Raw genomic sequence first — 6,698 nt, 5'->3', positions numbered from 1 at the left:
GCCAGTAGCTTTAGCGCCATGGTATGTCTGGCTTGCATAGACCGTTGCCTGCGTGCTGACTTTTCAGACAAAACCTAAGAGCAGCGCTGCGCATACGTCATCCTTGATACTGATCTATGAAAGGGCACAGTTTGCCAGCACCCTACCTGCCGCCGTAGAATCAGCCAATAGCTTGGCTACGCGAGTGGCTACAGTAGCGGCTACAGATGGCTACCCAAATAGCATAACCCACTGATTTTACTCGTAGTTGTGGAAGAAGGGGCGATTCCCTTCACCCGCTCCAATTTCGAGCCGTCGCGCCGCCTGCCGGCCCCGAGCGTCCCATGGCCCTGTTCCTGACCGTCTTCGCCGTCTGCATGCTGATCTTCGGCGGCATGGCCCTCATCCTGCTGCTGTCCCATACGCCGCGCTATCGCACCGAACCCGAACACCTGCTGACCTTGTTCGACAAGGCCCTCGAGAACCGCGTCGGCGAGACCGAGTGGAATGCCCTCATCGGATATCCGATTCGTCATGACGAATATCTGGAAAACGTTCGCCGCCGCGCCGGGCACCTGATGGACGAACACGGCCGGCACTGGCGCGTGGCGCGCGGCAAGCCGCTGCTCGATACCGAGGGTCAGGCGGAACTCTCCGCCCTGCGCGATCACCTGGCGGCGCGCACGCGAATCAAGCGTGAGCGGGAACAGGAATGAGTGTCAACGCAGTATCCGGTATCATGGCAGTTGCATGCCACGGACTCGTCCCGCCGGAGGCCCGCGATGACCAGCGCGATCCGCCAGACACCACTAGATACCGCCGTTCACCATCACGCCCATGATTTCCATCAGATCGTGATCGGGTTACGTGGCCAGGCGGAATTCGAGATCGAAGGACTGGGCGGCTCCATCTCGGCCCTGTCCGGCTGCATCGTGCCGGCCAACCATGTCCACTACTATGCCGGCACCGGCGACAACCACCAGTTGATTCTCGACCTGCCGGAAGACGCTCTCTCGTTGACCGGTCACCAGCACGAACTGGTGCGCTTGTTCGATGCGCCTCGTTTCTTCTCGCTGGACGCCCCCCTGGAGCGCTACCTCGACTTCGTGGTGCACGAACTGGGCCTGCTCTCTCAACAGGGCCGCCTGAGCCCCCTGCAACAGGAGCGCCTGGCCACGACGCTGCTCGGTTCCCTGCATGCTCGCCTGGCCCAGGAAGCTCCCGCCCGGGGGCGCCATCTCGATCTTGCCGCCCTCGACCGCTTCATCGACCGTCACCTGGGAACCCCTCTGCGGGTCGCCGACCTGGCGGCCGAAGCCTGCCTGAGCGAGACCCACTTCACCGCGCGCTTCCGCGAGCAGACCGGTCTCTCGCCCTGGCAGTACGTATTGCGCCGGCGCCTCGATACCTCGGAGCGCCTGCTGCGCGAAAGCCACCTGCCACTATCGGAGATCGCCGCCCTGACCGGATTCACCAACCAGAGCGCCTTCTCCCGAGCCTTCCGTCGCGCCTTCGGCCACCCGCCAAGCCGACTGCGCAGCGCAACGCCCCGGCCCCTGGGCGCCCCCGCGCTTCACGGTTAGACGAAGGTCTAATCTTTTGTTCACGTTCTGTTAACAGCATTGAAATCGTCAAATCCATCCGTGGATTCGGCAAGCAGAGCCCGATGATGCCCCCTACCCTCATAGGATGCCCTTGGTCCGCTGGCGAACCGATGCCGGCGGGACGGAACACCTCCTGTGACGACGGGCTTCAGACCGGGGAAGATTCATGCTCAATGCCAACGACATGCTGGATAACGCCACCTGGCGCCAGGAACTCGACACGCTTTTCGCCAGTATCAGCGACCACTATGTGGTCGACGAGGACGCTTACGTCGAGGAACTGATCAAGGCGCTCGATACCGACGAGCGCGACTTCGCACGCATCGCCGACAAGACGGCGGAACTGGTGCGCGAAATCCGCGAGATGGACACGGCGGTGGACACCATCGACGAGCTCCTCCAGCAGTACAGCCTGGATACCCATGAAGGCCTGATGTTGATGTGCCTGGCGGAAGCCATGCTGCGCATTCCCGACAAGGCCACCGCCGATGCCTTGATCGAGGACAAGCTCGGCCCCGCCGACTGGAAATCCTATCTGGGCAAGAGCGAGTCCTGGATGGTCAACGCCTCCACCTGGGGGCTGCTGATGACCGGCCGCGTGGTGACCATGGACAAGCCGCAGGAGGGCCGCCCCTCCGGCTTCATCAACAAGATGGTCAACCGCATGGGGGAACCGGTGATCCGCCGAGCCATGGTCGAGGCGATGAAGGTCATGGGCAAGCAGTTTGTGCTGGGGCGCGACATCGACGAAGCGCTCAAGCGATCCAGGCCATTGTTCGACAAGGGCTATACCTACTCCTACGACATGCTGGGGGAGGCTGCCCGCACCCGCGACGACGCCAAGCGCTATTTCGACGATTACGCCAACGCCATCGATCGCGTCGGCAAGACCAGCGCCCAGCTATCGGACAAGACGCCGCCGCCGTCGATCTCCATCAAGCTTTCCGCGCTGCATCCGCGCTACGAGTTCGGTCGTCGCGAACAGGTTCTCGACGAGCTCGTCGCCAGCACCCTGGAACTGGTCACCATGGCCCGCGAGCGCGATGTCGCCGTGACCATCGACGCCGAGGAAGTCGACCGCCTGGAGCTGTCTCTCGAGGTGTTCCGCGCCGTCTACGAGCACGATGTCTGCCGTGGCTGGGGGCATTTCGGCCTGGTCGTCCAGGCCTACGCCAAGCGCGCCCTGCCGGTACTGCACTACATCAATCGTCTGGCCGAGACGCGGGGCGACGAGATCCCCCTGCGCCTGGTCAAGGGCGCTTACTGGGATACCGAGATCAAGGAATCGCAACAGCTCGGCGTCGAAGGCTATCCGGTCTACACGCGCAAGGCAGCCACCGATGTCGCCTACCTGGTGTGCGCGCGCTTCCTGCTCTCGGATACCACCCGCGGACGGATCTTTCCGCAGTTCGCCACCCATAACGCCCATACCATCAGCACCATCCTCGAGGTGGCCAACGAGGCCGACCGTGCCTTCGAGTTCCAGCGCCTGCACGGCATGGGAGAAGCCCTTTACGCGTCCGCGCTCAAGCGCGCTCCACAGGGCACCTACTGCCGCATCTATGCCCCGGTGGGCGCTCACAAGGACCTGCTGCCCTACCTGGTCCGTCGACTGCTCGAGAACGGCGCCAACTCATCCTTCGTTCACCAGCTGGTCGATCCCAAGGTGCCCGTGGAATCCCTTTGCGTGCACCCGGTGGAAACGCTGCGTCAGCACGCCAGCCTCGCCAATCCACAGATCCCCCTGCCTCGGGATATCTACGGCGAGAAGCGTCTCAACTCCCGGGGCGTGAACCTCAATATCCGCAGTCACTACGATCCGCTGATGCAGGCCATGCGCGAGTCCATGGACACCGCCTACGAGGCGCGCCCGCTGCTGGCTTTCGATATCGCCACCGATCCGAGCCTGGTGCATGACGTCACCAGCCCCTACGACCGTCGCAAGACCGTCGGCAGCGTGCTCTGGACCAGCAAGGAACAGGCGGAACGCGCCGTGGACGCCGCCTGGGCGGCCTTCCCGCGCTGGGATGCCACTCCGGTCGCCGACCGCGCCGCCATCCTGCGCCGTTTCGCCGAATTGATGGAAGAGCACATGGCCGAGCTGATGGCATTGTGCTCCCGCGAGGGCGGCAAGTTGCTCACCGACGGTGTCGACGAGATTCGCGAGGCCGTGGACTTCTGTCGCTACTACGCGACCAAGGCCGAGGAAATCTTCGGCGAGCCGATCCCGCTGCCGGGACCGACGGGTGAGTCCAACGAACTGGTGATGAGCGGCAAGGGCGTCTTCGCGGCGATCAGCCCCTGGAACTTCCCGGTGGCCATCTTCTGCGGCCAGATGGTCGCCACCGCCGTGGCCGGCAACACCGTCCTGGCCAAGCCGGCGGAACAGACCTCCATCATCGCCCACCGGGTCGTCGAACTCCTGCACCAGGCCGGCATGCCTCGGGACGTGGTCCAGTTGCTGCCCGGCGACGGCCCCACCGTGGGCAGCGTGCTGACCGGCGATTCGCGCATCACCGGCGTGGTCTTCACCGGCGGCACCGACACCGCCCAGGTCATCAACCGCTCCCTGGCCGAACGCAAGAATGCGTCCTTGCCTACCCTGGTGGCCGAAACCGGTGGCATGAACGCCATGATCGTCGACTCCACCGCCCTGCCCGAGCAGGTCGTGAACGACGTCATCCACTCGGCCTTCCAGAGCGCCGGCCAGCGCTGCTCCGCCCTGCGCGTGCTGTACCTGCAGGACGACGTGGCCGATCGCGTCATCGAAATCCTCAAGGGCGCCATGGATGAGCTCCACGTGGGCGATCCGCGCGATCTGGGCACCGATGTGGGCCCGGTGATCGACGAGGACGCTCGCCAGAATCTCCAGGCGCATATCGACAAGCTCAAGGGGGAGGGCCGCCTGATCGCGGAAACGGCGCTCGACGCCGCTCATACCGCCGATGGCACCTTCATCGCCCCGACGGCCTTCGAGATCGATGGCATCGAGGCACTAGAACGCGAGCAGTTCGGGCCGATCCTGCACATCGTGCGCTACAAGTCCCAGGACCTGGACAGCGTCATCGACTCGATCAATGGCCGTGGCTATGGCCTGACCTTCGGCGTGCATAGCCGCAACGAATCCTTCGCCGAGGAAATCGCCCGCCGGATTCGCGTCGGCAATGTCTACGTCAACCGCGACATCATCGGTGCCGTGGTGGGCGTTCACCCCTTCGGCGGCCAGGGCCTTTCCGGCACCGGCCCCAAGGCCGGCGGCCCGCACTACCTGTTGAGGTTCGCCACCGAGAAGACGGTGACCATCAACACCGCCGCCCTGGGTGGCAACGCATCGCTACTCGCCATGGGAGATGACTGAAGCGGATTTTCGATAGCCCCTGACGCAGGGCGTGGCACACCGAAGACCAAGCACAATACTGGTGTGCCACCCCCTACCGTACCCCGAGGAGAGGCACCGGCTGCTCCTGGGCACATCCCCGAACGACCGGGGTTCATATCCACAATGGTCTTGTAATAATCAGCACAACTGGAGGCCTTCATGGAAGACACCGCGCAACTGGATTCCATACGCAAGCCAGGATTGGGGCTTGCACTCATTCCTATACTGGGAACCCTCGCCGTATTGGCGGTCCAGCTCTTTTATTTTGGAGACTTTACCCCCCACATTCCGCTATCCATCGGCATTGCTCTGACCGGCATCCTCGGCATCTATCTGGGGCATGGGTGGCCGAATATCGAGAAGGGTATCTTCCACGTCATCAATGTATCGCTGCCCTCCGTGTCGGTACTGATCATCGTCGGCATCATCGTCGGTGTCTGGATCGCCAGTGGTACGGTGCCTACCCTGATCTATTACGGCCTGAAAGTGCTTTCGCCCGAAATCTTCCTGGCGGCCGCCATGATTCTCTGCTCGGTCGTGTCCGTCTCCCTGGGCACATCCTGGGGCACAGTGGGCACGGTCGGCCTGGCCCTGATGGGTATCGGCGCGGGCTTCGGCATTCCGGCCTACTGGACTGCCGGGGCCGTGGTTTCCGGTGCCTTCTTCGGTGACAAGATATCCCCGCTTTCCGATACCACCAACCTGGCTCCGGCGGTAACCGGCACCAACGTCTTCGACCACATCAAGAACATGATGCCGACCACCATTCCGGCCATGTTGCTTGCCCTGGTCATCTATCTAGTCGCCGGCTTCACGGTGATCGACTCCACCCAGACGTCCTTCGAAAGTATCAACGCCATCACGTCGGCACTCGATGAAGCCTTCTGGATTTCTCCCTGGCTGCTGCTTCCCGCGCTGCTGGTCATCGGCCTGGCCGTGACGAAGAAACCGCCGATCCCGTCTCTGTTCGCCGGTGCCGTCGCAGGGGGCGTCATGGCCATGCTGTTCCAGGGCGTCGGCCTGCATGACCTCTTCACCTTTGGCAACTCGGGTTACTCCATCAGTACCGGCGTCGACGAAATCGACACCCTGCTCAACAGTGGTGGCATCCAGTCGATGATGTGGACCATCTCGCTGGTCCTGCTCGCGCTCGGCTTTGGCGGCGCACTGGAACGCACCGGCTGCCTGGAAGCCGTGATCAGCGTCATCATTTCACGGTTCAAGACATTCGCCAGCATCCAGACTTCTGCCGTCCTGACGTCGGTGGCCACCAATACGGTCGCCGGTGATCCCTATCTATCAGTCGCCTTGCCGGGACGCATGTATGCCCCCGTCTATCGCGGCATGGGCTACTCGACCCTGAACCTGTCGAGGGCTATCGAAGAAGGCGGAACGCTCGTCTCTCCACTTGTGCCCTGGAATGCGGGTGGCGCCTTCGTCATCACGGCACTGGCCCTCAACATTGGTGATGGAAATTTCGAAAACCTGCTTTACATACCGCTGGCCTTTGCCTGCTGGACGGCGCCTTTCATCGGTATTTTCTATGCCAACCTGGGATGGTTCTCTCCCAAAGCGACCGATGCCGAAAAAGCCAAGTGGGATGCGGATGAAGAGCCACGCCTGGACCCGGAAGGCAATTATGTGTAACCAGTGACGCTTTGCTTTCAACAGTCCGGTGGAGATACTCTCTACTGGACTGTTGGTTTTCATCCCGGCAAGCATTTCGTGTCATTAAA

The 6,698-nt window shown here is 62.6% G+C and carries 4 protein-coding genes; all 4 read left to right on the top strand.

Annotated features, from left to right (window positions below):
- Positions 1–323: 323 nt before the first annotated feature.
- Positions 324–695, top strand: coding sequence for a hypothetical protein (locus LU493_RS18355; protein ID WP_275289255.1), 372 nt, complete (start codon positions 324–326; stop codon positions 693–695).
- A gap of 66 nt (positions 696–761) precedes the next feature.
- Positions 762–1,562 (top strand): helix-turn-helix domain-containing protein, encoded by an 801-nt coding sequence (locus LU493_RS18350; RefSeq protein WP_275289254.1) that lies wholly within the window; start codon positions 762–764, stop codon positions 1,560–1,562.
- A gap of 187 nt (positions 1,563–1,749) precedes the next feature.
- Positions 1,750–4,941, top strand: coding sequence for a bifunctional proline dehydrogenase/L-glutamate gamma-semialdehyde dehydrogenase PutA (gene putA / locus LU493_RS18345; protein ID WP_275289253.1), 3,192 nt, complete (start codon positions 1,750–1,752; stop codon positions 4,939–4,941).
- Between the two features lie 180 nt (positions 4,942–5,121).
- Positions 5,122–6,609, top strand: coding sequence for a Na+/H+ antiporter NhaC (nhaC, locus tag LU493_RS18340; protein WP_275289252.1), 1,488 nt, complete (start codon positions 5,122–5,124; stop codon positions 6,607–6,609).
- Positions 6,610–6,698 lie beyond the last annotated feature (89 nt).

Origin of the sequence: Halomonas elongata (assembly GCF_029081005.1) — a bacterium.
Taxonomy (GTDB): domain Bacteria; phylum Pseudomonadota; class Gammaproteobacteria; order Pseudomonadales; family Halomonadaceae; genus Halomonas; species Halomonas elongata_B.
This window is presented reverse-complemented; position numbering and strand designations above follow the sequence as displayed.

Bases quoted from the DNA above. Each gene is read 5' to 3' on its own strand.
- LU493_RS18355 (WP_275289255.1), top strand. From the start codon at position 324: ATGGCCCTGTTCCTGACCGTCTTCGCCGTCTGCATGCTGATCTTCGGC.
- LU493_RS18350 (WP_275289254.1), top strand. From the start codon at position 762: ATGACCAGCGCGATCCGCCAGACACCACTAGATACCGCCGTTCACCAT.
- putA (WP_275289253.1), top strand. From the start codon at position 1,750: ATGCTCAATGCCAACGACATGCTGGATAACGCCACCTGGCGCCAGGAA.
- nhaC (WP_275289252.1), top strand. From the start codon at position 5,122: ATGGAAGACACCGCGCAACTGGATTCCATACGCAAGCCAGGATTGGGG.